The organism is Stagnihabitans sp. (assembly GCF_964946895.1).
The window spans coordinates 39036-63723 of the sequence record NZ_CBBQHX010000019.1 but is presented as its reverse complement, the minus strand read 5'-3'; the positions used below and the strand labels follow the sequence as shown (position 1 = coordinate 63723).

Here is a 24688-nt window from a genome sequence, read left to right as displayed (position 1 = left end):
CAGTCCAGCCCACTTCCGCCGATTGCAGACGTCCAAGGCTTGGTGATCCTTGCGGGGGTCATGGCAGGCCAAGGGCGGCATCGGTCGAGCGGACGTGTTTCCTGCCGCTGCAACGGGTGCCCCCCCTGACGGCGCATGACGCTGTCGAAGGTTTCGATCTGGGACACGCCGTCTGGCGCTGCCCTTGGGTCATGGCTCTGGCCGCCCGGGGTTTGCGGGAAGGTTCTTGGGCGAAGGTCAGACCAAGCGCAGAAGGCAGGGGTTTTCAAACCGTTTCAATGCGTTAAGGCCCGGCTGGGGCACGCCGGGACGCAAGCGACCTGACTGCTGGCCACGATCCCCCGGTTACAAGCTTTCCGCCGCCGCGATCAGCGCCTGCCCAAGCGCCAGCCCCCCGTCGTTGGCAGGTATGGCGCGGTGGGTCAGCACAGGCAGGCCCTCCAGCGCCGCAAGGCAGGCGGTCAGAAGCGCGGCATTCTGAAAACAGCCGCCCGACAGCGCAACAGCCTTGGCTTGGCCGGACTCCACCAACTTGCGGGCCGGGGCGCAGAACGCTTGCGCCAGGCCAGTGTGGAACCGTGCGGCGAGGACGGGCTTTGGCGTAGACGGCATGGCGGCAACCAAGGCGCGCAGCATGGGCGCGGGGTCGATCCCCTCAACCGAGGTGCCAAACTCAAAGGGCGCGGCTGCGGCCAGCACCAGCGCCTCCAGCCGCATTGCGGCCTCACCCTCATGGCTCTGCCGGTCCGGACACAGCCCCAACACCGCCGCCACCGCATCAAACAGCCGCCCGGCCGAGGAGGAAAGCGGCGCATTGATCCCCGCCTTGATCGCCTGCCGCAGCAGTGCCCGGGGCTGCGCAGCAAAGAGCCTGTCGGCCACGTCTGCCAGCCCCGCCTGATCCAGCCGTGCCAAGGCGTTCCGCCAAGGCTCGACACTCGCCCGGTCGCCGCCGGGCAAGGGGGCGGGCCGCAGGTGGGCGATGCGAGAAAAGCTGCGGTAGTCGCCCAGCAGCACCTCGCCGCCCCAGATCGTGCCGTCGCGGCCCAGCCCAAGCCCGTCCAGAATGATCCCCGCCACCGGGCCAGCGTTCAAAGGCCACAGGTTGTCGCCCAGACAGGCTGCCAGATGCGCATGGTGGTGCTGGGTGCGGATGACCGGCAGGCCAAGCGAGAGCGCGTGCTGCGTGGACCGGTAGCCGTCATGCAGATCACAGGCCACCGTCTTGGGCTGATGATCAAACAGCGCGGCATAACCCGCCTCGGCCTTCAGGAACTCTTCCCACGTCAGCGCATCATCCAGGTCGCCCATGTGATGCGACGGCAGCGCCTTGCCGTCCTTGATCAGACAGATCGCGGATTTGATCTGGCCGCCATAGGCAGTGACGGGACGGCACCCTTCAAATCCCGGCGGCAGGGGGAGTGTTTCCGGCACCTGCCCCCGCCCGCGGCGCAAAATCATGGGCGGGTCGGCACGTTCCACCGGGTCATCCAGACGACGCACGATTTCGCGGTCATGCATCAGGAAGGCATCGGCAAATCCCGACAGCTTGCGCCGCGCCTCCTCATTGCCAATCACCGGCGGTTCGCCCGCCAGATTGCCCGAGGTCATCACCAGCGGACCATCGAAGGCGTCCAACAGCAGGTGATGCAGCGGCGTATAGGGCAGCATCCAGCCAAGGCTGGTCATCCCCGGCGCAAGAGCCTCGGGCAGCCCTTTGGCCGTCCAGGGCAGCACCACGATCGGCGCTGCAAAATGGCGCAACCGCATCAGGGCGGCAGGCAAAAGTGGCGAGTGCCGGGCGATCATAGGTTCACGCCCCATCAGGGCGAAGGGCTTGGCCGGCCGGCGCTTGCGGCGGCGCAGCAGATCCACCGCGCCGGCGTTCATCGCGTCGCAAGCAAGGTGAAAGCCGCCAAGCCCCTTGATTGCCAAGATCTTGCCAGCCCGCAGGGCCGCCGCAGCAAGGGCAATCGGATCACCCTCCCCCGCCCCGTCAAGCCACAGCCTTGGCCCGCACGCGGGGCAGGCGATCGGCTGGGCGTGAAAGCGGCGGTCGGCGGGATTTTCGTATTCGGCACGACAGGCGGGGCACATGACGAACCCCGCCATCGATGTCTGTGCCCGGTCATAAGGCAGCGCGTGCAGGATCGTGAAGCGTGGCCCGCACTGGGTGCAGTTGGTGAAAGCATAGCCGCGCCGGCGTCCGTCGCCCCGAATTTCTGCCAGACACTCCGGACAGGTCGCCGCATCCGGCGTCACCAGCGTCAGCGCGCCCTTGCCACGGCTGGCCGTGATGGAAAACCCAACCGGTGGCACGGGAAACACCCAATCCGCCATCTCGACCGCGTCGACCCGCGCCAAAGGCGGAGCGTCCTGCTGCAGCGCCCTTGCAAACTGCGCCAGATCGGGGCCACAGACGAAGATCAGCACGCCTTCCGGATCGTTCAGCACTTCGCCGCGCAAGCCCCGTGCCGTCGCCAGGCGCCAGACAAAGGGGCGGAACCCCACGCCCTGCACCTGCCCGCGCACCCTTATGCGAAGGCCTTGAACCGGGTGCTGCATCACGGCACCGTGCAGCCCTTGCAGGGGTCGTTGCCGCCCAAGACCTGCACAAGGCGCAGCGGTGCCGTCTCATCTTCGCGGACCGAGGTCTCGGGCAAGGCGGCCTCCCCCGTCCCCGTCGTCGCGTCGCGGGGCGCAACGGTCAAGGCCGTCGGCGCGATCATCGGATGGCGGTCGCACACGTCGTCTTCGTTGCGCAGCCCGTGGATCTTGAACGGGCGTTTGGCCTGCACCAGCCCAGCGCCATGCGCGGCAGACTTGCCTTGTGTCTTGAACACCATCGGATCGGCCGAATGCTGCATCACCAACGCAATCCCCAATAAGGTCCAGCCCCCGCGCCGCGACCCGACCCTGCCGGCGCGCAGCCCTTGTCAAGGCATACCGTTTCAGGATCTGTCGCGCCAGCACACCCGGTTCCATCGTGTGCTACCCCAGACGAAAGGCCTTGCCCCCTATATCAACCGCCATTGCGCCGATCCTGATCGCGTCCCCCATCGCGGGTGGAACCTTGCCGGACTAAGTGGCCGGGGAATGCCGGGGCCGTTGCCCGCCACTTCTAGAACGGCCCAAGTGGCGTTCTGCGCCCGCGGTCAGGTGATCGCGTGCTTCCAGTAAGCCAGCCGGGGGCTGCCCAAGGTCCATCAGCACCTTTTGGGCAAGGCGCGGGATTTCAGGACATCGCTGCCCAAGGCGGCCCAATGTCTGCAACGGCGCAACTGCTGTGGCAAAACGACAGGGCATGCTCAAGTTTGGGTCGGCGCAGCAAAGTGTTCCGCTTCCGTTCCATTTGATGTAACCTGAGCCAAACCGTCCGACAGCAGGCGGGCAAGGAGCAGTGCATGGGTGCGGCCTATCTTGACAAGCTGAACGACCGGCAGCGGCTGGCCGTGGAATTCGGGACCACTGCGGCGGGCCTGCCGCCGCCCTTGCTGATCATCGCGGGCGCCGGATCGGGCAAGACCAACACTTTGGCACATCGGGTGGCGCATCTGCTGGTGGGCGGGGCGGACCCGCGGCGGATCCTGCTGATGACCTTCTCGCGCCGGGCTGCCACCGAACTGACCCGTCGCGTGGAAAAGATCACGACGGAAGCGCTTGGCACGGGCTATGCCGCCGAGGCCTTGTCCTGGGCGGGCACCTTCCACGGCATCGGTGCGCGTATTCTGCGCGAGCATGCGCTGGAAATCGGCCTGAACCCGGACTTCTCGATCCATGACCGCGAGGATTCCGCCGATCTGATGAACCTGACACGCCATGGCCTTGGGTTTTCCAAGACCGAGGCGCGGTTTCCCTCCAAGGGCACCTGTCTTGCCATCTATTCCCGCGCCGTGAACGCCGAGGAACCGCTGGCCCACGTGTTGCGCAACCAGTTTCCGTGGTGCGCCAACTGGGAGGCGGAGTTGAAGCGCCTGTTCGCCGCCTATGTCGCGGCCAAGCAGGCGCAGAACGTGCTGGATTATGACGACCTGTTGCTGGCCTGGGCGCAAGTGATGGAGCATCCTGACTTTGCTGCCCATATCGGCGCGACGTGGGATCACGTTCTGATCGACGAGTATCAGGACACCAACCGCCTGCAATCGCGTATCCTGCTGGGGTTGAAACCCGATGGCCGTGGTTTGACTGTGGTCGGCGACGACGCGCAGTCGATCTATGCCTTCCGCGCGGCCACGGTGCGCAACATCCTCGACTTTCCCCAAGCCTTCACGCCCCCTGCCGATGTGATCACATTGGACCGCAACTACCGCTCCACCCAGCCGATCCTTGCCGCCGCCAATGCCGTGATCGAAGAGGCGCGGGAGCGCTTCACCAAGTCACTGTGGACCGAGCGCGAGTCATCGCAAAAGCCCCGCCTCGTCACCCTGCTGAACGAGGCCGATCAAGCGCGGCATTTCGTCGATCAGATCCTGCTGAACCGCGAAACCGGCATGCGGCTGACCCAGCAGGCGGTTCTCTTCCGCACCTCCAGCCACTCCGGTCAACTGGAGGTGGAACTGACGCGCCGCAACGTGCCCTTCGTGAAATTCGGCGGGTTGAAGTTTCTGGACTCGGCCCATGTGAAAGACCTGCTGGCCGTCCTGCGCTTTGCCCAGAACCCGCGTGACCGGGTGGCGGGGTTCCGCGTGCTGCAACTGGTGCCGGGTGTCGGCCCGACAGCGGCGGGCAAGGTGCTGGACGCCTTGGCCCCGCATGCTCACCCGATGGAGGCTTTGGCGACCCTGCCGCCGCCGCCCCGGGCCGGAAACGCCTGGAAAGACTTGATCACGGCGCTGTCCGGTCTTGACGCCGCTGACTGGCCGGCGGGTTTGGCCCGGGTCCGTGCCTGGTACGATCCGCACCTGGAACGGCTGCATGAAGACGCTGAGACCCGCCGCGCCGATCTGCTGCAACTGGAACAGATCGCGGGCGGTTATCCCTCGCGGGAGCGGTTCCTGACCGATCTGACGCTGGACCCGCCGGATGCCACCGGCGGGCAGGCCGGGGTGCCCCTGAAGGATGACGACTATCTGATCCTGTCCACCATCCACTCTGCCAAGGGGCAGGAATGGCGGGCGGTGTTTGTGCTGAATGTCGTCGATGGTTGCATCCCGTCTGACCTCGGCACCGGCTCCACCGCAGAAATCGAGGAGGAGCGGCGGCTGCTCTATGTGGCCATGACACGGGCCAAGGATCAGCTGACGCTTGGCGTGCCCCTGCGCTTTTATGTCACCCAACAGACCCGCAACGGCGACCGTCACATCCACGCCCTGCGCAGCCGCTTCATCGGGCGCGAGATGTTGGAGCGCTACGAGGTGATCCACTGGGCGCCGCCCATTCTGGCCGGGGACAAGCCAAGGCCGCCGGCACCGCAGAGCATAGACGTTTCGGCCAAGATGCGCGGCATGTGGGGTTAACGCGCCTCTTGGGCTTTGCGCCGGCAGCGTCCGCCGCCAGATCGTGTGGGCTGCGACGGTTCGCCCCAACGGCATTGAAGTGCCGGTTTTCTTCCAGCGTCCCGGCAACCATCCGCACCGGTTTGCGGCCATTGTCTTTGCCGGATGGACAAGGCGGCGTGATGCCGAAATGTTGCCATCATTCGGACAGACTTTCCGATGATTGACACCATGAACCCGGCAGTCCTCTGCGTCGATTGACTGACCCCTGCAAGAACAGGCCCTTGGGGCCTGGCCTTGGCCTGCATCAGGATCGGCACAGGGGCCCCCAACAGGGAGAAACCCGATCATGGCCCAAAGATCCCAATTGCAGCCTCTGGTCCACGGTACGACCGGAACAGGTCTTGACACCCTCGTCACCCTGATCGGTACCGATCCGGGCTTGAACGCCGAAGTCTCGGCTCACAACCTCAGAGGCGGGATGGCGGCGGCGGACGGCATCGACACCCTGATCGTCGAGGCGATCCGCGAAACCGGAGCGGCCAATGATGGCCAGATCACCACCTCGGACGTCTATGCGATGAACCAGTGGATCCGCGACAGCGATCTGGACCTGTTCACCTCGCTGCACGGCAATGACGAGAATGGGGTGGAAACCGGCTACCACATGGTTCAGGGCGATGGGGCCACGACACGGATCTTCGCGCTGAACGCGGTCGATCAGGTGATCGACAGCCTCTATCACATCGGGTTCGCCATTCAGGATGGCCATTTCCTGAACGAGGATGGCAATCCCAACGCCAATGTCAGCGACGTGGCCTACTGGCTGAACTCGTTTCTGGCGATTGATCCGGCGGCCAACACCCTCGCCAATCCCACCGTGGACCCGCATGTCCACGGCACGACCGGCACCGGTCTGGACAAGCTGGTCGACGTGATTGTCAATGACGTTGGCCTGAATGACCGGCTTGGTCAGGATCAGATCAACTCGGGCGCGCTGGCGGGCGACCGGATGGGCCGAATTCTGATCGAAGGGATCAAGGCCACAGGGATTGCGGACGACGGCGATCTGTCGGCGATGGACATGCGCGATCTCAACCACTGGATCCGCGCCAACCATCTGTCGGAATGGACCAGTTCGCACGGCAATGACACCGGCGCGCTGGAAACCGCCTTCCATCAAGTCGAGGGAGACGGCGGCACCGGCTATCTGTTCGGCGAAGAGGCGGTGAACACCGTGGCCGACGGGATCTATCACCTGGGCTTTGCCATCCAATGGGACCGCGTCCTGAACGAGGACGGCAACGCCAATGCCACGCTGACCGATCTTGCAACCTGGATGTCGCTGCTGTTGAAGGATGATCTGGTCTCGGGCGACCTCGCCTCGGGCCATGCGCCGGTCAAACCTTCCAGCTTTGCCAGCGCCATCGACTTTCAGATCAACAGGTCGATCGTGGTCGATCAGGGCCTTGGCTACAAGGAGGTCGGCACCCCGGCCTCTCTGAAAGACCACGACGGCACCTTCGCCATGCGCTTCACCGCCGACACGCCGGACGACGGGTCCTATCAGGTGCTGTTTTCCAAGGACGGCCACACCAACCGCGCCGGCGACATCTCGGTCTATCTGCACGATGGCCAGCTGACGGCCACGATGGACGACGGCAAATCCTCCACCTGGCTCAGCGTGCCCGACATCCTGATCCAAACCGGGCAGACCTATGATCTGGCGGTCAGCTTCGGCAGCGGTGGGTTGCGGATCTATCTGAACGGCGAAAAGGTCGCGGCCGATGACGGATTCCGCACCGGGATGGAGACCAACACCCGCGCGCTGGTCGTCGGCGCGGGCGATTGGGGTCGGACCGTGGCCGATCCGAAGGCGATCTGGAACCCGTTCGACGGCCAGATCGATGGTTTCACCCATTACGGCCGGGCGCTGAACCCCTTCGAAATCCGCGGACTGGCGCAATCTGCCGCGCTGGACCTGCCGCAGCCCGGCGCGCCAGCGGCAAGCGGAGATTTGCCGGCGGTTCAGGCGGGCACCGGCCTGATCGGCGCGGTCTATGACCGGACCGGGAGTTTCACCGACATCAACGATCTGCTGGCCCAGACCGTTACCCAGACCACGCCGGCGCGCAGCTTCGTGGCCGAGCGCGTGGATTTCGGCGGACACGCCGATCAGAACACCCTTGCCACCTTTTTTGACGACGCGGCCACGCTGACCAATGGCGGCGGCGGCACCGACATGTCGACCATCGGCATGCGGATGACGGGCTATGTCTGGATCCCTTCTGGCACCCATATCCTCGACGTGCAGTCCGATGACGGCTTCCAGCTGGCCCTCGGCGGGCAGGTCATCTCCTCGTACAGCGGTGCGCGCGGGTTCGAGGGTACCAGCCGCCAGATCGATTTCGGCACGGGCGGGCTTTATAAGATCGATCTCTATTACTATGAAAACTCAGGCGACCAGGGCTTGCGGCTGAAGATGGACGGCTCTGTCATGGGGCCGCAGTATTTCTTCCAGACCTTGGCCGACTATCAGGCGGCGCTGACCGCCAGCGGGTCGATGCCGGACGGCGGGCTGCCGCAGACCTATCACGGCCCGGTGGGCACCACCGGCACCGGTCTGGACCAGATCATCCGCGTGATCGGCGAGGATGCCGGGCTGGCCCATACCATCTCTCATCACCAGATCGCCGCAGGGGCTGCGGCGGCCGATACGATCGACTGGCTGATCGTCAACGCCATCCGGGCCACCGGGGCTGCCAACGACGGTGTAATCACCACCAGCGAGACCTATGGCCTGTCGGATTATATCCGGTCGAACGCGCTGTCGGCGTTCCTTGCCGCGCATGGCAATGATGAAAACGGCGTCGAGACCGGATTCCACCTTCTGCAAGGCGATGGCGGCACCACGCGGATTTATGGACAGGATGCGATCAACACGGTGTTTGACGGCCTTTTCCACATTGGTTTTTCCACGATGTACCAGAACTTCCTGAACGAGGACGGCAACGTCAACGCAAGGGTGGAAGAGGTTGCCACCTGGCTCAACAACCTTCTGGCCGATGATCTGGCGGCGGGGACCCTAGCCAACACCGGTGTGGGTCTTGCGGGGCCAACCGGGCTCTTGGGCAGTGCGGCCCAGCCCGATGTCGTCTCGACCGATGCGCTGACCTCGGCTTTGGCGGCCGACGCCTTGACCCTGAAGCTGACCGGCCTGTCGATGAACGGGTTCGGCAACGCCCTGGCCAACACGCTGACCGGCAATGATCTGGACAACCTGCTGGATGGCAGTTTGGGAGATGATACCGTGATCGGCGGCAGGGGGGATGACACGCTGATCGGCGGGCGCGGCAATGACAATCTGGATGGCGGCGCGGGAAGCGATCTGTTGAACGGCGGGGCGGGCAATGACGTGCTTGATGGCCGCAGCGGGGCCGATGTCTTGAAAGGCGGCACCGGCGCGGATCAGTTCGTCTTCGACGCTGCGCGTGGCGGTTGTGACACAATTCAGGACTTCACCGCAGGTTCGGACAAGATCGTCATCGACGCCTCGGGTTTTGGCGGAGGACTGACTGCGGGGGCATTGGCGGCCAATCATCTGGTCATCGGCACAGCACCCGTCGCCACGCAGGGCTTCGGGCAGTTCCTGTACGACAATCACACGGGCAAGCTGTACTTCGATGAAAACGGCACGTCGGACGGCGGCATGATCCTCTTTGCGCAATTGACTGGGATTGCGGGGCTCAGCGTCAGCGATTTCACGCTGGTGGCCTGACATCTGCGGCTTGCTGCGGGCGGCGGATGGCCTAGATGGAGGTGATGAATTATCCGCGCGTCAGCCTTTATGCGCTGATGCTGGCCGCCGCCGGCATCCCGCTTTACATCCACCTGCCGCAGTTTGCCTCGGTCAGCCTTGGCATCGGTCTGGGGACCATCGGCACGATCCTGCTGGCCATCCGTTTGATCGATCTGGTGCAGGACCCGCTGATCGGCTGGGCGATAGACCGCTGGCCGCGCGCGCAGACCGGCTTCGCGATAGCGGCGGCACTTGGGCTGGCCTTGGGTTTCCCGCTTCTGTTCGCGCTCAGGCCGGGACCGCATGTGGTGGCGCAGTTGGTCACGGTTCTGATCGTGCTGTTTTGCGCCTACAGCCTTGGCACGATCCTGCTTTATGGGCGCAGCGCCACGCTGGCCCAGACACCCGATGCCAAGGGCCTGATGACGCTGGCCGCGTTCCGCGAGGGTGGGACACTGGCCGGGGTGATCCTTGCAGCACTGGCCCCGGCGGCACTTGCCTTTGCAGGCGCGGGCGGCGCAGGGTATCCGGCCTTCGGTCTGGGTCTTGGCGTGCTGGCCCTTGCAACCGCCGCCTTGACCCTGCCCCTGTGGCGGCGTCCTGCCCACGTCGGCCAGTCCTTCTCGCTGGCGGGTCTTGGTCAGGCCGGGGCGCTGCGTCTGCTGGCGCTGGCGTTGGTCAATGCCTTGCCCGTCTCGATCACCTCGACCCTGTTTCTGTTCTTTGTCGAGGATCGCCTGCGCCTGCCGGGCCTGGCGGGGCCGCTTTTGACGCTGTTCTTCCTCAGCGCAGGCCTCAGCGTGCCGCTCTGGACGGCGATCAGCCGACGGATCGGGGCCAAGGCGACGCTGATGATCTCGATGCCAATGGCCATTGCGGGCTTTGCCGGGGCGGCATTTCTGACGGCTGGGGACCTATGGGCTTTCGCGGCAATCTGTGTGGCGGCCGGCGCGGCACTTGGGTCTGACACGGTGCTGCTGCCCGCGATGTTTTCAGTGGCGCTGACCCGGGCGGGCCTGAAAGCCTCGTTGGCGTTCGGGATCTGGGCCTTTGCCGGGAAACTTGGGCTGGCGCTGGCCGCTTTTCTCGTCATGCCGCTGCTGGAGTGGTACGGCTTTGTGCCCGGTGCGACCAACAGCGCGGCGGCACTGACCGCGCTGAGCCTGGCCTACGCCGGGATCCCCTGCATCCTGAAGCTCGCCGCCCTCGCGCTGGTTCTGACGCTTCCGGCAGAACAGGGTTAGGCATGGCGGCGGCAAACCGAAACCCGCCGCTGCCCCGGGCAAGCGCATCCACCGCCGCGCGCCCTCAATCAACCGGCAGCGTCAGGGTGGTACTTTGCCCCGGTTGCAGGGTGACAGGTTGCGGCGGCAAGGTGCCGTCGCCGACCTGCAACTGATACGCTCCGGCAGGGGCTTGAACCGGGGGGCCATCGACCGTGCCGCTGGCCACCACACTGCCATCTGCCGCAATCAGATGGAACTCCACCGCCACCGCGGATTTGACCGCCGCCCCGAGCGAGGCGCCATCCGACGCATCGAAGAATGCGCCGCCGCCCGCCGTGGCCCAAGCCGTGAACTGGTCCTTCAGCGCCGGATCATCAAGGTTGAAGCCGACGATGTTGAGCCTGAGGTCAAAACCCTGACCGCGCAGCGCCGCGATCTCGGACGCGGGATCACCGCCGCAGGTTTCTTCGCCATCGGTGATCAGCACGATCAGCCTGGCGCCGGCCGCCGATGCAAGGTCAGCCCCCGCGTCGCGCAGGCTGGCACCGATGGCCGTCTTGGCCCCGTTCTCCGCCTTGATGGTGGCAATCGCCTGCGCGGCCACGCCCGTGTCCAGCGGTGCCAAGGGCACCACATCCTTGCCCTCGCATGATCCTTTGCCGCCGATCCCGAACACCCGCAGCGCGAAATCCGTGCCCTTGGGCAGGTCTTTCGCGGTCAGGTCCGCAAGAATCGCCTTGGCCAGATCAATCTTCCGCTTGCCCCCCACCTTCTGCAGCATGCTGCCCGAGGCATCGAGGATCACCTCGATCGCCCGCCCGCCAAGGTCAGAAGCCGTGCCCTGCCCCGAAGCCTGCCCCGCCTGAACTGTCAGCAAGGCGGGTGGCGGAGGCGTGGTGGTGAAGCTCCAGCTCAACCGATAAGGCACCGGGCGGCGCAGGTCGGCCGCAAGGGCACGGAACGCGGCCCGCGCATCGGACGGGTCCGCGAAGATCCTGTGCTGGCCGTGGTTGAAATCGGCCCAATCCTGCATCATCGCCGCCTGTCCTCGCGCTGCGGCATCGCGGGTGCCAGAGGGCACGCGCAGGGCATAGATGCGCGGATTGGCCGCCCCGATCGCCGCCCAGGAAGACTCGGTCAGTTGGCTGGTGAACGAGGCATCGGTGATCAGAACGATGGCATGGCGTCCCGGCTCTTGCGCCAAGGCGTTTGAGGCCACGATCAACGCCGCCTCGCTGTCGCTGTCACTGTCAGGGTCGGAGTAAGCGTTCAGCGTGCTCCACGCGGTGCCAGCATCGGTGGCGAAATGGTCCAGAAGCGGGGTGGCACCGCTGCGGTTGGCGGCACGGAACGGCACGAAATTCATCGCCAGATCCCCGTGGGACAGGCTATCGGTCAGGTCCTGCACGGCCGAGAAGATCGCCGAGGAGAAGGTCGCCACGCTGCCGGACGTATCCCACAGCACCGCGATGGAATCGCGGGCCTTGAAGACATCCAGCAGGAACGGCCCCTTGCGCCCGGTCACATCCGCCTCTACGCCGCCCTCTGTCGGTGCCAAGGAAACGCTGTCGCCCGCCGCATCGGTCAGCGTCAAGGCCGCCCCGTCATCGTCCCGCTTCAGCGTCAGCGTCAGCGCGCCCTCGGGCGGGGCAAGACGATAGTAGCGGTGCAGCGCCTGGGCCGAGACTTGACCGGCTGCCGCGGCCCCGGCGTCAAGCGCAACGGCGGCACCGGGCGAGGTGCCACCCCCCAGTCCGCCTGTCGCCTCTGTCGCCGTCCGACGCTCCCAGACCGCTGATTGTGTGGCAGCGCCCCATTCGCCCAGGATCGAGCCACCCCCCTCTGCCGCGCGGTCCTCGGTGACGGTGACCTGCCCGGGAAGATAAGCTTGGCTGGCGTCTGGGCTTTCCACCGTAAAGCGCAGGTCGCGCGCCCAGACCGGCGAAGCCAAGTGCAATGCGCCTTGGCCGGTCGACGGGTCGATCAGCACGCGCCCGACCGGGGTCCAGGGGCCAAGCGGCCCCTCGATCGCAGCGTCCACCTGCATCGAGACGGGTTGCGCATCCGCACTGACGGACGGATCATTCGCCACGCCGATGTCAGAGACCGCCGCCGCCCGACCATCCAGAAAACCCATGACGAAGAAGGCTTGCGTCCCCGGATCCCCCTTGAACTGCACGGGTTGCCCCGGCCATCCCGCCGCTTCGCCCACCAGCGGCCAACTGGCCACCGTCGCCCGGATCAGATGGCCCCCCAGTTCGACACGGGCCAGATCGAAGGGCGCTGGCAGAGCTTCGGGCGGGACCAGAACCGAAAGCTCGGACAGCCGGGCCACAGTGCCCGCAACGCCGCCCCAGGTGTCCAGCGGGATCAGCCGGATTTGCCGCGCTGGCAGGGGTTTGTCGAACAGCACCGGCTGGGCGCGCGCGCTGGGATCAATCTCGGCCTCGATCACCGGGGACCAAAGCCCATCGGCCCCTGCGGCCTCGATCCTGAGGTGCCGCAACCTTGCCCCAACCTCGCCCGAAGCGGGCGGGGTCAGCACCAGCCCCAGAACCGACAGCGGCTGGTCGCCGGGCAGGGTTATCGTGACACCGGTGCCGGCCGGCAGATCGGTCTCGGTGCCGTCCAGTTGGCCATCGGTCAGGCCAGCGGCATTGGACGGGTCAATGGCACCGCCGAAGTCGCTGCGCGCGGCGTCCAGTGCGCCCAGCAAAGGATCGGGCAAGGGCGCGTAGGGGGCAGGATCGGCAGCCGTCACGCCCTCGGCGGTCTGCACTTTGGCGGTTGCGATGGCCAGCGTGGCGCCGCTGGCGGGCTCGGTCAGCGCGACAGCGAGCGTAGCAGCCTCGCCCGCGTCAAGCCAAGGCGGGGCCTCAAGCCGCCATGGCAGGGTGATCGGCCCCCCGGACAGGTCGACCGTCGCGGGCAGGCCCAAAAACCGCCATTCGCCGTCTGACACCCAAGGCGACAGCCGGGCCGAGCCCGTGGCCCCCGGTGGCGGGGTCAGGCGGACCTGACCCTGAAGCCGTTGCATCTGCGGCCAGTTGGCGGCCAGCAGCGACGGGTCGGGGGTCATCACCCCGGCTCCACCCGGCTCTGGCGCGGCGAAGGGCGGCGCGAGGGTGACGGTGATCTGACCGGCATCCGGTGACAGATCCGCCCCCTTCAGCGTCAGAACCGCAGTTCCGACCGGCAGGATCGCTTCGACCCGGGCCAAGGCCTTGCCGGGGTCCGCCGGGTCTGGCGCAAAGTCCAACGGCATCGGGCTGGCCTGCGCGGGGATGTCGAGATCACCCGACGCCTGCACCGCCGCAGGCACAGAGACCTGCAGGACCAGCCGTTGGGCACTGGTCACGGGCAGGGCGAAACTGTCAGTGTCTTCCAGATGATCCAGCCAGAAGCGCATCGGCGCGTCGGGCGTCAGGACGGTTGCCGTCATCGGTGTGTCGTTCGGCTCCCGCTCCTCCCCCGAAGCGGGCGGCGGCGCGGGGTCAACCGACAGGGACCACGCACCTTCAGCATGCAGCGTGATCAGGTTGCGTCCCGGTGCCAGCGGCAGACGGGCCAGGGTTGCCTCACCTGCATCGCCCCGGCGCGTCTGGTTCAGGACAAGGCCCTGTCCGTTCCTGACCTCCATCGATATTCCGCCTTCGCCATGGGCACGGATCGTCCACCAGTGCAGATCGCCGGGCGGAGCAGTGACGGCAATCATGTCCACCGTGTGATCGCTGCCGTCACCCGACACCGTGCCCCCCACCTTCAGCACCGTCGCATAGGCGGGACGGTCGTTCGGCTCAGCCTCGGTGCCCGGCGGCAAGGGCGGGGCTGAGACCAGCGTCACGCTGTAACTGTCCTCGGGTGGCAGCGATCCGTTCAGCCGCAGGCCGTAGTGCCCGGGCGGAAGTGCCAGGGGACCAAGGTGCGATTTGCCCCCCGGACCGATGTAGACCTCCGAGATGTCAGCCCCCGTGGCATCGGTCAGTGCCGCGTCGATTTCCTTGCCGACCGGCGCGTCAAGGTCGATTTCCAGCCGGGGCGCGGGGCCGGAAGGCGTTGGATCGGGCACGTCGAAGGTGAAGTAGTCCGTGTCGGAGCCGCCACCGGATCCGTACAGCCGGGCGGTCAAGGCTTCGCCAAGGGTCAGGGCATGGCCGTGGTCGATGGTGTTGTCGGGCTCGCGTTGATAGTCAGGCGTGCCTGCGGGGTCTGGACTTGCCGACAACAGCGCCACAGCCCCGGCATCCAGGCCCTTGACGCGCAGACGATACTGCCCCGCTGCCAAGCCAAGGTCGATGCGCTTGACATCATGGGCAGCGCCGCTGCCCGGTTCGTCAAAGACCACGGCACCGCTTGGATCATCCACCTCAAGCCCTGCCGCAGCGTCGATCGGACCTTGCAGCGACAGGGTCCAGGGCTGCGCCGCCCCCTCTGCACTGACCATCCAGGGCAATTCCACCGCGTCACCGGTGCCCGTCACCAGCGTCTGAAAGCCATCGATCGGGGCTGTTGGCGCAGTCGCATCCGGCAGTGCGGCCGCTTGGCCATGCAGCCGCCAGCGCAGCTTGTCAGCCGAGGCGCCGATCTGCACCGCCCAGCGGCCGGGCCCCAGCATCACCTCGGGCGAGGTCAAAAGCCCAGTGGTCAGATCCAGTGTCCCGGTCCAGGTGCTGACCGGCGCGCCGCCGTCGGACGGAACCCGTGCCAGCACAACCGCCCCGGACGGGCCCGGCGGTGCTTCAAGGGTCAGGTGCCACAGCACGGGTTTTGCCAGATCAAAGGCCAACCAATCCTGATCCCCCCCCTCTGCCGAGCCCTTGATGCAGAAGTCAGGCCCCGGCAGCGCGTTTGCCGCCTCCGGCGTCTCGTTGGGCTCCACCTCGTTCGTACAGGCAGCCAAAGTCGGCCCGACCTGCAGCACCAAGGCGCATAGCAGTGCCAGGGCCCGCCCGACGATCATGGGGCGCCACCCTGCCCGCCGGTGCAGGCCTTCGCGGCGACGTCCAAGGCCCGGCGGGTCTTGTCGCTTTCCTCCTGCGCCTTGACGATCGCGGTGGCATATTTGACCAGCGCGCCGCCCAACTCACCGCCGCCGCCCGTCAGGGTGAAGACGATGGCCACGACCGAGGCAACCCGGGCCACGGTTGACCCGAACCGGAAATAGGACGCAGCACTGCGGCAAGCGACCTGACGGAGCGTTGCTCCGTCATCTACAAGGGCTTCGCGGCCGCCATCGGCGAACTGATCCTCGACCACCGCGCCCGCCGGGGCCACGACCCACCACGCCAGTCCCGGCTCTGCGGCCGGCACCAGATCGGGGACCGGAGAGAACAGCACATGGCCAGAGGTCAGCGCCGCTGCCGCCCGGACGCGGGCGCCATCCGACAGGCCCGCCAGATCCGCCATCGCGGTGACAGGCCGCGCCGAACCGGTCTGGCGCGCCTTGGTCCAGACGGCCACGGCGTCGTCCCCGGCCCGGGTGGCACCGGCCAAAGGGGCTGCAATCTGCAGCGAAATCCGCTCGGCCAGAACCGAGGCCACGCCCCAGGCGGCCCCGGCAAAGGCCGGATCGGCCACACCCTGCGCCACAGGTTCAACCGGTCGCAGCATTTGTTGTCGAATGCTGAGCCCCGGTGCCTCGCCCGCCGCCGCGGGTGGCAGGGCATGCCACAGCGTCATCAAAAGGCCGACACCTTCGGGCAAGGGCGCCGGTGTGTCCGGGCTAAGGTCGGCAAAGATCGCCTGTCGCAGCGGTTCAAAGCCGTTCATCGCCAACCCGGTGCTGCGCAGCTGCTGCGCCAGGGCGCCGGCGGCGAAATCGCCCCCGGTGCCGGCCGGGATCACCGCATCCGCGCGGGCACCACCGTCCAGCGGCAACAGGGTGACAAGCCCAAGGAAATCAAGGTAGTTCGCGCCGAAATCGGGCAGCGGTTGGGTTAGATCCTTGCGGTCCAGCAACAGGATATGCTGCACCTCGGTCGGCGCTCCGGGACCGGAAAGGCTGACCGTCAGGGCCAGCCGCCACAGCCGATCCGGTGCCTTCGGCAAGGCCGCGCCGCCATCGGTGCCTGCGCCGGTCTGAGTGCCATCACTGGAGGTCTGATCCAGCACGCCGCCCAGCTTGCCCCCGATCGCCGTGCCCAGATCGGCGGGCATCGAGGGCGCCACGGGCAGCACGATCGGCTGGCCGAACAGCTGCTGATCCGCAGCCAGCAGCACCGGAGTGTAGACCTGCGCCCCCGGTTGGCGGCTGGCGTCGGGGGGTGTGATGCTCCACGCTTCGGCAAAGGCCAGGACCAGGCTTTGGGTGAACGGCAGGGTCTGATCCAGCACCACGCGGTCGGCGGGCGCGTCGCCTGCGGTGCCTTCGGTTGCGGTCAACGTGATATGGACCAGCGGCGCCAAATCCTGTGGCAGGGCATGGGCGGTCGCGTAACGGGCACAGGCCGTGCCGTCGAAGGACCCGCCCGAGGCCGGGTCATAGGTGCGCCATTGGCCAGCCTCATGAACCTCGACCAGGTAGCGATCCTGCCCGGCCAGAACGGCAGCGCGCCGGTCAAGGGGTTCGGGGGCCGTTTCAAGGCCGGCTTGCCGCATGTCGGCGGTCAGGGCGGCGGCCTCGGCCTTGCCCGCGTCAATCGCAGCCCCCCATTGGCGCGACAGATCGCCAAGGGTGGCCAGAACTGCCGGATCAAGACCCGGCGTTGCCGCAGCCTGATCAAGGGCCGTACGCAGTGAGGGCACGGCGGACGCCGTCTTGCCCGCCAGCAGCTGCGCCAGTTCGGTCGCCTGCGCGGTGGACATGCGGCAGATGCCGAAACGCGTTTCAGCGGCGGGATCGCGGGCCATGATCAACGCCTGCAAAAGCCGGGCGGCATCGGCCAGACTGGCCCGCCGCAGGGCCAGCACATCCTGCGGGCTGCGCAATGCGGCGGCTGTCGGCAGGATGGTGATATCCCGGCTGACCGCTTGTGCCAGCCCGGCTGGATCCTGACCTGCAGCCGCGGCATAAGCGGCCACCGGGTCGTCAGCCTCAGCACCGCCGCCGCCCGGTTGGCCTGCGTCAGAGCCTGCCGCAGTCTGCCCCAACCGCGCCAAAGCCAGCGCGGCGGGCGGATAGCCATCCTCCGCCGCCCAGCCGTAATAGCGCAGGGCTGCAGCCATCTCTCCGGCATGTTCCAGCGTGCGGGCATATTCGTGCATCAAGCGGGGCGTCTGGTCGTCCTGATCGACCGCAGCCGCACAGGCCGCCTCGGCCTCGGGGGCAATCGCGGCCATGGCGACCGCCGGATCCCCGGCCAGACGGTCGCAGTCTTCCACCGCATCCGCCCAGGCCGCAGTGCCGAACACGCAGCACACCGCCAACAGCGCAAAGACCTGTCGCAAGGGTTTCATCGCGTCCGTCCTTCGGTCAGGCCGATTCCCAGAGCCAGTATTGCGCGTCGCCCGCAATCCGCAAAGGGCACGATACACAAGACGGCCCTTTCCCGCCCGCAAGATCCAGCGCTTCAGCGCAACCGGAGACCAGCACCCGCAGGCGACGTGAAGACGCCTGCAACGCCCGGACGCGCGCTGTTGAAATTCGTTAAGACTTTCCCCAAATGTCGCGGTTGCGCCACCGGCCCGACTGCAAATCCCCCGCTCGTCTTGCGATGACAGACCCCAGAAAGACGGAGAAAACCATGCCCTATCCCTGGCGTCCTGCCCTGGCCAGCCTTGCCCATTTGTTGACGGCGCAGCCCGGATTTCCGGCACCGGTCGCGTCGGGGGGGCAGTGTCAGGTCAGCAAGGTGGTCGATGGTGACACGCTGCACCTCACCTGTGCGGGTGTTGTCCACAAGGTTCGGCTGTTGGGCTATGACACGCCCGAAATCTATCATCCGCATTGTCCTGCCGAAAAGCAGGCGGGCGAGGCTGCAACCGTCCTGATGCAAAGGCTCGTCGCCTCGGGGCAGGTGACCGAGGTGCGCTTTGGCGGCCTTGACCGTTATGGCCGCGATTTGGCTGATGTGGAGATTGGCGGTCAGGATGTGGCAGGCTTCATGCTGGCCAGCCCCCTTGCCCTACCCTATGCCGGCCACCGCCATCCCGACTGGTGCCACCTTCTTGGCTCGTGACCTGGGCAGATGGCCGATCCCTGCCCCAATCACCCCGGCGCCATTGTCCTATGGGGAGCCATCTGACCGAATGGCGAAGACCTGGCGCACGCGGCGGGTCTGAGACCACAGGCAAGCCACGCGGCAAAGGGTGGCCTTGCAGGGCCTCAACTCTTCCTTAACCAAATTGCCGGATCCTGCGACGATGACATGGTCTCGCCGCCTTCTCCTGCCCGGAGCCACCTATTTCTTCACCGTCCGCCTTGAACAGCGCGACGCGACCTTGCTGACCGACCATATCGAAACCCTGCGCTACGCCTATGCCCGAACCGTGCGCGAATACCCGGTGACCTGCCATGCCATGGTGGTTCTGCCCGACCATCTGCACGCTGTCTGGACCGAACCTGAGGGCGGTGTCTGGTACAGCGAGCGCTGGCGGCGGATTAAATCGCGCTTTTCCCATGCCATCCCGGAGGCTGGCCAGACGCGCCCCGCACCGGACGCCAAACCGGAGCGGGGGATCTGGCAGCGGCGCTTCCACGAACACGCCATCCGCACCGAGGAGGAGTTTCAGCGCGCCCTTTTTCACTGCGAGACGAACCCGGTGAAACATGGCCTTGTGGCTGATCCTGCCCTTTGGCCCTACTCCAGCTTTGCCAAGGGCAGGATGGTCCAGCGGGCCCATGCTGCGCCGGCTTTGGCCGGGGCTGACCAGCGCCGCAGCGCCTGAACCGGCAAGAGTTTTCAAACTGCTGAATTGATTATCTGTCTTTTCAGGTTCATGCTGGAAACATGGGCAGATTGCGAAACATCGGTTTCGGGCTGTGCCTGATGCTTGTGGCGCGGGCTGTGCCGCTGTGCGCCCAGACCCTGCCCGTCGCCGACCCGATGCGCCTTTTTGCCACCTGCACAGGACGCCTTTCGGCCCTGATGGAATATCAATGGCTTGTGCAAGACCCCGGGGCCGACGCAACCGAGGCGCGCCATGGCGGAACTTCTGGCGGCTGCGATGCCGCAAGACGCAGCCCAGCACGCGATGGACCTGCGCCTGCAGGCCAAGGTGGCAGAGGCACAATTGCTGCAGCAGGCCTTGGGCCGCGATGGCGCCTGGGCGCTGTCCCTGGCCAAGCGGCAGGTGGCGGCCTGCACGGCCTTGCTGCTCAGCTGATGTGAAAAGGGGGGCGCCGTGGCACCCCCCTCGAACCATGGATCAATCCGATCAAGCCTGCTTGGCAGCCTTGGTCGCATTGGCCCACCAGACCAGATCGTCCAGCGACGCCTTGACGGCCGGCAGCAGGTTGGCTTCGACATCGGCCAAATTGCCCGAACCACCCATACCGGGGTGAACCTTGAAGAAATCGCCCATGCCCAGATGCACGGCATTGCGCGTCGGCACCATCTGCAACTCGACGGCGATGGTGCGCAGATGCTCCAGCGCGCGCGTGCCACCCGTGGCACCGTAAGCAATGGCGGTCATCGGCTTGCGGTTCCATTCCACATAAGCCTGATCGAGTGCGTTCTTCAGGGCGCCGGTGATCGAGCGGTTGTATTCGGCGACGACGAAAATATAGCCATCAAACTCGCCGATCTTCTTCTGCCACGCCACGGCGCGGGCATCCGACGAGGGCATCCAGAGGTTCGACGCCATCTCGTTGAACAGCGGCAGATCAAAGTCGCGCAGGTCGACAAGCTCGACGGTCATATCGTCACGCGTCTGGGCTTGCGCCAGCATCCATTGGGCGGGAATGTCGGCAAACCGCGTCGGGCGGGTGGAGCCGATGATGAGGGCGATTTTCGGTTTGGACATGGTCAATTTCCTTATGGAAGGTCAATTCGATGACAGTTGTCTAGCTGTTGTGCGGAGATAGAGAAATTCCGAGAATGCGCGCTAACACTGTGCAGGATTGCACGAAGTTCGTTTTGGAATTTTCATCGACTTGCAAGCGCGCGGACACCCGGCCCACCTTGCCCTTGCCCGCGCACGGTGCCAGATTGCGGCCATGAGCAAGCCCCTCGACAACCCCGCTGATCCCTTCAAGAAGGCGCTGGCCGATGCCACGCGCACGATGGCCGATGACCCCGAGATGACGGTGACCTATTCGGTCGATCCGGCGGGCATGAACAAGGAAGGCGTGCGGCTGCCGCAGGTCTCGCGCCGGATGACCAAGGATGAAGTCCTTTTGGCGCGCGGCACGGCAGATGCCTTCGCCCTCAAGCGGCGCTACCATAACGAGCAGGTGTCGTCGAAATACGCGCCGACCGGGCCCTTGGCCAAGGAAATCTATGACGCGATGGAGACGGCCCGTTGCGAGGCCGTCGGCGCCCGCGCCATGCCGGGCACCGCGACCAACATTGACGCCAAGATCGCTTACGAGGCCGACCGAAAGGGCTACGGCCAGATCAATGCCGCCTCCGAAGCGCCTTTGCCGGTGGCCGCGGGCTATCTGGTGCGGCATCTGGCGACCGGGCGCGATCTGCCCAAGTCCGCACAGCATGTGATGGACCTGTGGCGCGGTTTCATCGAGGAACAGGCGTCCGGCTCATTGGGCAGCCTGGACGAAGTGCTGGCCGATCAGGCCGCCTTTGCCCGACTGGCCCGCAAGGTGATCTCTGACCTTGGCTATGGCGACCAGCTGGGCGACGATCCGGACCAGAACGACCAGCAGGACGAAACCGGCGACGAAGACCGCGAAGACGCCCCGGAAGAAGCCGGATCCGAGCAGCAGGAATCAGAGGAATCGGACGCGTCTCCGGAACAGTCGCAGGAAGAGGAACCCGACCAGTCACAAGCCGAAGTGACGATGGAGGAAACCTCTGACCTCGATCAGGGCGAAGAGGCCGAACTGCCGGATGGCGAGGCCCCGCTGGAGCCGCCGCCCCCTGCCGCGCATTCGGCGGCAGACCCGCTTTACAACGCCTACACCACGGAATTCGATGAGGAAATCAAGGCCGAGGAGCTGGCAGAACCCGCCGAACTGGAACGCCTGCGCGCCTATCTGGATCAGCAGCTGGAACCCCTGAAAGGCGCCGTCTCGCGCCTTGCCAACAAGCTGCAGCGCCGTCTGCAGGCCCAGCAGAACCGCTCGTGGCTGTTCGATCTGGAGGAAGGCACGCTGGACGCGGGCCGGCTGGCGCGCGTGGTGGCCAACCCGACCACGCCGCTGTCCTTCAAGCAGGAGAAGGACACCGAGTTCCGCGACACCTGCGTGACGATGCTGTTGGATAACTCCGGTTCCATGCGCGGGCGTCCCATTTCGATCGCAGCCATTTGCGCGGATGTGCTGGCGCGCACGCTGGAACGCTGCTCGGTCAAGGTGGAGATTTTGGGCTTTACCACCCGCGCGTGGAAGGGTGGCCAAAGCCGCGAGAAGTGGCTGGCGGCCGGGCGTCCGCCGGGTCCGGGGCGGCTGAACGATTTGCGCCACATCATCTACAAGAACGCCGATGCGCCGTGGCGGCGGGTACGGCCGAACCTAGGCCTGATGATGAAAGAGGGTCTGTTGAAGGAAAACATCGATGGCGAGGCGCTGGAGTGGGCGCACCGCCGCATGATGGCCCGGCCCGAGGCGCGCAAGATTCTGATGGTGATTTCCGATGGGGCGCCGGTCGATGACAGCACGCTGTCTGTGAACCCGGCCAATTTCCTGGAAAAACACCTGCGCGATGTGATCGCCATGGTCGAACGACGCAAGGCCGTCGAACTGATCGCCATCGGCATCGGCCATGACGTGACGCGCTATTACCAGCGCGCCGTCACGATCACCGATGCCGAACAGCTGGCCGGGGCGATGACCGAACAACTGGCCTCGCTGTTCGAGGTGGACCAGAAGAAACGGGAACGCGCCTTTGGGCGCAAGGCAGGGTAAGGCCACGATTTTTCTGAGAAAAATCATCGAAACGCCTCGGCGTCGGTTTTTCGCCTAAAGATCACGGTGCAGACAAGATCCGATTTTTCGCAGAAAAATCGCGGGCGGGGGACGCGGATATGTTTCAGACCTTTGACAGCCATGCCTCGCCCGCCCAAGGGCCCGGACGTTTGGCCGACCTGCGCGGCGTCTTGCAGGCGGAGGGGCTGGAGGGCTTCATCATCCCGCGCGCCGATGCCCATCAGGGCGAATATGTCGCGGCCCGCGATGAACGGTTGCAATGGCTGACCGGCTTCACTGGATCGGCAGGGTTCTGCATCGTGCTGCCTTCGGTGGCCGGGGTCTTCATCGACGGCCGCTACCGCACGCAGGTCAAGGGTCAGGTCGATCTGACGCATTTCACCCCGGTTCCCTGGCCCGAGGTCAAGCCCGGTCCGTGGATTGCCGAACACCTTTCTGCGGGCGTCGTGGGCTTTGACCCTTGGCTGCACACCGCGGACGAGATCGCCCGGATCGAAGCCGCGCTAGAGGGCACGGGCGTCACTCTGCAGCCCACCACGAACGTGGTCGATGCGATCTGGGAGGATCAACCTGCCGCCCCCTTGGGCAAGGCCTTCCCGCATCCGGTGGAGTTTGCCGGGGAAACCTCGCTGGACAAGCGGGCGCGGCTGGGGGCTGCCCTGACGGCGGCGGGACAGGATGCGGCGGTGCTGACCCTGCCTGACTCGATCTGCTGGCTGTTGAACATTCGTGGCGCGGATGTGCCCAAAAACCCGGTCCTGCAAGCCTTCGCGCTGCTAGAGGCGGATGGCGACGTGATCCTGTTTGTCGACCCCGACAAGATCGGCCCCGATGTCGAAGCGCATCTGGACGACGGCGTTAGCCTGTTGCCCGTTGCCGAATTCATCCCCGCCCTGCGCAGCACCACAGGCAAGGTGCGGGTCGACAAGACCACGGCCCCCCTTGCGGTGGCGCAGGAAATCCGCGCCGGAGCGGCCGAGGTCGTCTGGGGCGATGATCCCTGCCGCCTGCCCAAAGCCTGCAAGAATGCCGCCGAGATCGCGGGGATGCGCTTGGCCCATCTGCGCGACGGGGCGGCGGTTGTGGAGTTTCTGGCTTGGCTTGATGACCAGACGCCCAAGGGCGGCCTGACCGAGATTGATGTCGTGACCGCCTTGGAAGGCTTCCGGCGGGCGACCAACGCGCTGCACGATATCTCGTTCGACACGATCTGCGGATCGGGGCCGAACGGGGCCATCATGCACTACCGTGTGACAACCGAAAGCAACCGCGCCATCGGCCGCAATGAACTGCTGCTGGTCGATTCGGGCGCGCAATATCTCGACGGCACCACGGACATCACCCGGACCATCGCCGTGGGCGACCCGGGGGCAGAGGCGCGGGCCTGCTATACCCGCGTGTTGCAGGGCATGATCGCCATCTCGCGCGCCCGTTGGCCGAAGGGTCTGGCGGGCCGCGATCTGGACCCGCTGGCGCGGGCGCCCCTGTGGATGGCCGGACAGGATTTCGATCATGGCACCGGGCACGGCGTCGGCGCGTTCCTGTCGGTGCATGAAGGCCCCCAACGCCTGTCCCGCATCAACGAGGTGCCGTTTGAACCCGGCATGATCCTGTCCAATGAACCGGGCTATTACCGAGAGGGTTACTTCGGCATCCGGCTGGAAAATTTGATCGTCGTGGAACCGGCCGCAGCCTTGGGCGACAATCGTGATCAACTGGCCTTTGAAACCCTGACCTATGTCCCCTTCGACCGCCGCCTGATCCTGACTGAGGCGCTCGCTCCGGGCGAACGCGCGTGGCTTGACGGGTACCATGCCGAAACCTTGGCCAAGCTTGGCCCCCGCCTGTCGCCAACGGCGCTGGCTTGGGCGACAGCCGCCTGTGGGCCGCTCTGATGGGCCTGCCGATCACCATCACGCCTGATGCGTCCCACTGGCGCATCCGTGTGGGCGACCTGACCCTGGGTGAGACCTCTGCCGCGCTGGTGCTGCATGAGGCCGGGCATGGCCCCGTGTTGTACCTGCCGCGCGCCGACATGAAGATGGAACTGTTCACCCGGACGGACCGTGCCAGCACCTGCCCATGGAAGGGGCGGGCCAGCTACTATTCTGTGGCCGGGCTTGCCAATGTGGTCTGGAGCTATGAAACGCCGCTGGCCACGGTCGCGCAGATTGCAGGGTATCTTGCCTTTTATCCACAGGTCACGGTTGAGCGGGTGGATTAGGGCGTATGGGCACCCTGCCCC

At 66.0% G+C, this 24688-nt stretch carries 14 protein-coding genes; 9 read left to right on the top strand and 5 right to left on the bottom strand.

The genetic code is table 11. The features are described 5' to 3' along the window. Positions 1-345: 345 nt before the first annotated feature. The gene (gene hypF / locus AC1Y2B_RS13590) at positions 346-2565 is read right to left on the bottom strand and encodes a carbamoyltransferase HypF (RefSeq protein ID WP_482253639.1); all 2220 of its coding nucleotides are present in this window, start codon (positions 2563-2565) and stop codon (positions 346-348) included. Further along, positions 2565-2867: a nickel-dependent hydrogenase large subunit gene (locus AC1Y2B_RS13585; protein WP_482253657.1), complete on the bottom strand. Its 303-nt coding sequence runs from the start codon at positions 2865-2867 to the stop codon at positions 2565-2567. The genes hypF and AC1Y2B_RS13585 overlap by 1 nt, the downstream gene beginning before the upstream one ends. Positions 2868-3404: 537 nt before the next feature. On the opposite strand from AC1Y2B_RS13585, the gene AC1Y2B_RS13580 reads away from it, so the two are divergent. The 3 genes from AC1Y2B_RS13580 to AC1Y2B_RS13570 all read left to right on the top strand — a co-directional run bounded on the left by AC1Y2B_RS13580 (position 3405) and on the right by AC1Y2B_RS13570 (position 10478). Continuing rightward, a complete protein-coding gene (locus AC1Y2B_RS13580; protein WP_482253638.1) occupies positions 3405-5456 on the top strand; it encodes an ATP-dependent helicase in 2052 nt (683 codons plus the stop codon). Positions 5457-5784: 328 nt separating this feature from the next. After that, positions 5785-9213 carry a LamG-like jellyroll fold domain-containing protein gene (locus tag AC1Y2B_RS13575; RefSeq protein WP_482253637.1) on the top strand — a complete coding sequence of 1143 codons (3429 nt, stop codon included), beginning with the start codon at positions 5785-5787 and terminating at the stop codon, positions 9211-9213. A 44-nt stretch (positions 9214-9257) separates the two neighbouring features. Beyond that, entirely contained in the window at positions 9258-10478 is a 1221-nt protein-coding gene (locus AC1Y2B_RS13570) for an MFS transporter (RefSeq protein WP_482253656.1), read from the top strand. A gap of 64 nt (positions 10479-10542) precedes the next feature. Here AC1Y2B_RS13570 and AC1Y2B_RS13565 read toward each other — a convergent pair whose 3' ends face one another. After that, positions 10543-15420, bottom strand: coding sequence for a vWA domain-containing protein (locus tag AC1Y2B_RS13565; RefSeq protein ID WP_482253636.1), 4878 nt, complete (start codon positions 15418-15420; stop codon positions 10543-10545). Further along, a complete protein-coding gene (locus AC1Y2B_RS13560; protein ID WP_482253635.1) occupies positions 15417-17855 on the bottom strand; it encodes a hypothetical protein in 2439 nt (812 codons plus the stop codon). Before AC1Y2B_RS13560 ends, AC1Y2B_RS13565 begins: the two co-directional genes overlap by 4 nt. 287 nt (positions 17856-18142) lie before the next feature. Here AC1Y2B_RS13560 and AC1Y2B_RS13555 point away from each other — a divergent pair, with 287 nt between their 5' ends. The 3 genes from AC1Y2B_RS13555 (at position 18143) to AC1Y2B_RS13545 (ending at position 19724) form a co-directional block, all read left to right on the top strand. Beyond that, positions 18143-18577: a thermonuclease family protein gene (locus AC1Y2B_RS13555; RefSeq protein ID WP_482253634.1), complete on the top strand. Its 435-nt coding sequence runs from the start codon at positions 18143-18145 to the stop codon at positions 18575-18577. Positions 18578-18761: 184 nt separating this feature from the next. Then, positions 18762-19286, top strand: coding sequence for an REP-associated tyrosine transposase (locus tag AC1Y2B_RS13550; RefSeq protein ID WP_482253633.1), 525 nt, complete (start codon positions 18762-18764; stop codon positions 19284-19286). Between the two features lie 255 nt (positions 19287-19541). After that, positions 19542-19724 carry a hypothetical protein gene (locus AC1Y2B_RS13545; RefSeq protein ID WP_482253632.1) on the top strand — a complete coding sequence of 61 codons (183 nt, stop codon included), beginning with the start codon at positions 19542-19544 and terminating at the stop codon, positions 19722-19724. A gap of 51 nt (positions 19725-19775) precedes the next feature. Here the strand turns inward: AC1Y2B_RS13545 and AC1Y2B_RS13540 are convergent, their stop codons facing one another. Next, on the bottom strand, positions 19776-20363 hold the full coding sequence (locus AC1Y2B_RS13540; RefSeq protein ID WP_482253631.1) for an NADPH-dependent FMN reductase: 588 nt from the start codon (positions 20361-20363) through the stop codon (positions 19776-19778). Positions 20364-20556: 193 nt separating this feature from the next. Between AC1Y2B_RS13540 and cobT the strand changes: the two genes are divergently transcribed. The 3 genes from cobT (at position 20557) to AC1Y2B_RS13525 (ending at position 24667) form a co-directional block, all read left to right on the top strand. Continuing rightward, positions 20557-22422 carry a cobaltochelatase subunit CobT gene (gene cobT / locus AC1Y2B_RS13535; protein ID WP_482253630.1) on the top strand — a complete coding sequence of 622 codons (1866 nt, stop codon included), beginning with the start codon at positions 20557-20559 and terminating at the stop codon, positions 22420-22422. Positions 22423-22541: 119 nt separating this feature from the next. Then, positions 22542-24338: an aminopeptidase P family protein gene (locus AC1Y2B_RS13530; protein ID WP_482253629.1), complete on the top strand. Its 1797-nt coding sequence runs from the start codon at positions 22542-22544 to the stop codon at positions 24336-24338. Next, complete coding sequence (locus tag AC1Y2B_RS13525; protein ID WP_482253628.1) at positions 24338-24667, top strand: DUF427 domain-containing protein; 330 nt, start codon at positions 24338-24340, stop codon at positions 24665-24667. Before AC1Y2B_RS13530 ends, AC1Y2B_RS13525 begins: the two co-directional genes overlap by 1 nt. Positions 24668-24688: the final 21 nt, after the last annotated feature.

Coding starts and splice junctions, on each gene's coding strand:
- hypF (WP_482253639.1), bottom strand. CDS start 2,565: ATGCAGCACCCGGTTCAAGGCCTTCGCATAAGGGTGCGCGGGCAGGTG.
- AC1Y2B_RS13585 (WP_482253657.1), bottom strand. CDS start 2,867: ATGCAGCATTCGGCCGATCCGATGGTGTTCAAGACACAAGGCAAGTCT.
- AC1Y2B_RS13580 (WP_482253638.1), top strand. CDS start 3,405: ATGGGTGCGGCCTATCTTGACAAGCTGAACGACCGGCAGCGGCTGGCC.
- AC1Y2B_RS13575 (WP_482253637.1), top strand. CDS start 5,785: ATGGCCCAAAGATCCCAATTGCAGCCTCTGGTCCACGGTACGACCGGA.
- AC1Y2B_RS13570 (WP_482253656.1), top strand. CDS start 9,258: ATGAATTATCCGCGCGTCAGCCTTTATGCGCTGATGCTGGCCGCCGCC.
- AC1Y2B_RS13565 (WP_482253636.1), bottom strand. CDS start 15,420: ATGATCGTCGGGCGGGCCCTGGCACTGCTATGCGCCTTGGTGCTGCAG.
- AC1Y2B_RS13560 (WP_482253635.1), bottom strand. CDS start 17,855: ATGAAACCCTTGCGACAGGTCTTTGCGCTGTTGGCGGTGTGCTGCGTG.
- AC1Y2B_RS13555 (WP_482253634.1), top strand. CDS start 18,143: ATGCCCTATCCCTGGCGTCCTGCCCTGGCCAGCCTTGCCCATTTGTTG.
- AC1Y2B_RS13550 (WP_482253633.1), top strand. CDS start 18,762: ATGACATGGTCTCGCCGCCTTCTCCTGCCCGGAGCCACCTATTTCTTC.
- AC1Y2B_RS13545 (WP_482253632.1), top strand. CDS start 19,542: ATGGCGGAACTTCTGGCGGCTGCGATGCCGCAAGACGCAGCCCAGCAC.
- AC1Y2B_RS13540 (WP_482253631.1), bottom strand. CDS start 20,363: ATGTCCAAACCGAAAATCGCCCTCATCATCGGCTCCACCCGCCCGACG.
- cobT (WP_482253630.1), top strand. CDS start 20,557: ATGAGCAAGCCCCTCGACAACCCCGCTGATCCCTTCAAGAAGGCGCTG.
- AC1Y2B_RS13530 (WP_482253629.1), top strand. CDS start 22,542: ATGTTTCAGACCTTTGACAGCCATGCCTCGCCCGCCCAAGGGCCCGGA.
- AC1Y2B_RS13525 (WP_482253628.1), top strand. CDS start 24,338: ATGGGCCTGCCGATCACCATCACGCCTGATGCGTCCCACTGGCGCATC.